At 56.9% G+C, this 239-nt stretch carries 1 tRNA gene; it reads left to right on the top strand.

Features of this window, described 5'->3' with window-relative positions:
* The first annotated feature begins 86 nt into the window (after positions 1–86).
* Positions 87–158, top strand: a tRNA-Gly gene (locus AC3A54_RS25645).
* Positions 159–239 lie beyond the last annotated feature (81 nt).

Genomic DNA, 239 nt, shown 5'->3' with positions numbered 1-239 from the left:
GAATTGGCAGACGCACCAGACTTAGGATCTGGCGCCGCAAGGCGTGGGGGTTCGACTCCCTTCACCCGCACCATTTATTTTCATACGCGGAAGTAGTTCAGTGGTAGAACACCACCTTGCCAAGGTGGGGGTCGCGGGTTCGAATCCCGTCTTCCGCTCTCATATTGCCGGGGTGGCGGAACTGGCAGACGCACAGGACTTAAAATCCTGCGGTAGGTGACTACCGTACCGGTTCGATT

Source organism: Neobacillus sp. Soil_C_43 (assembly GCF_057656715.1).
The sequence above is the reverse complement of the archived record's forward strand: the minus strand, read 5'-3'. Positions and strand labels throughout refer to the sequence as shown.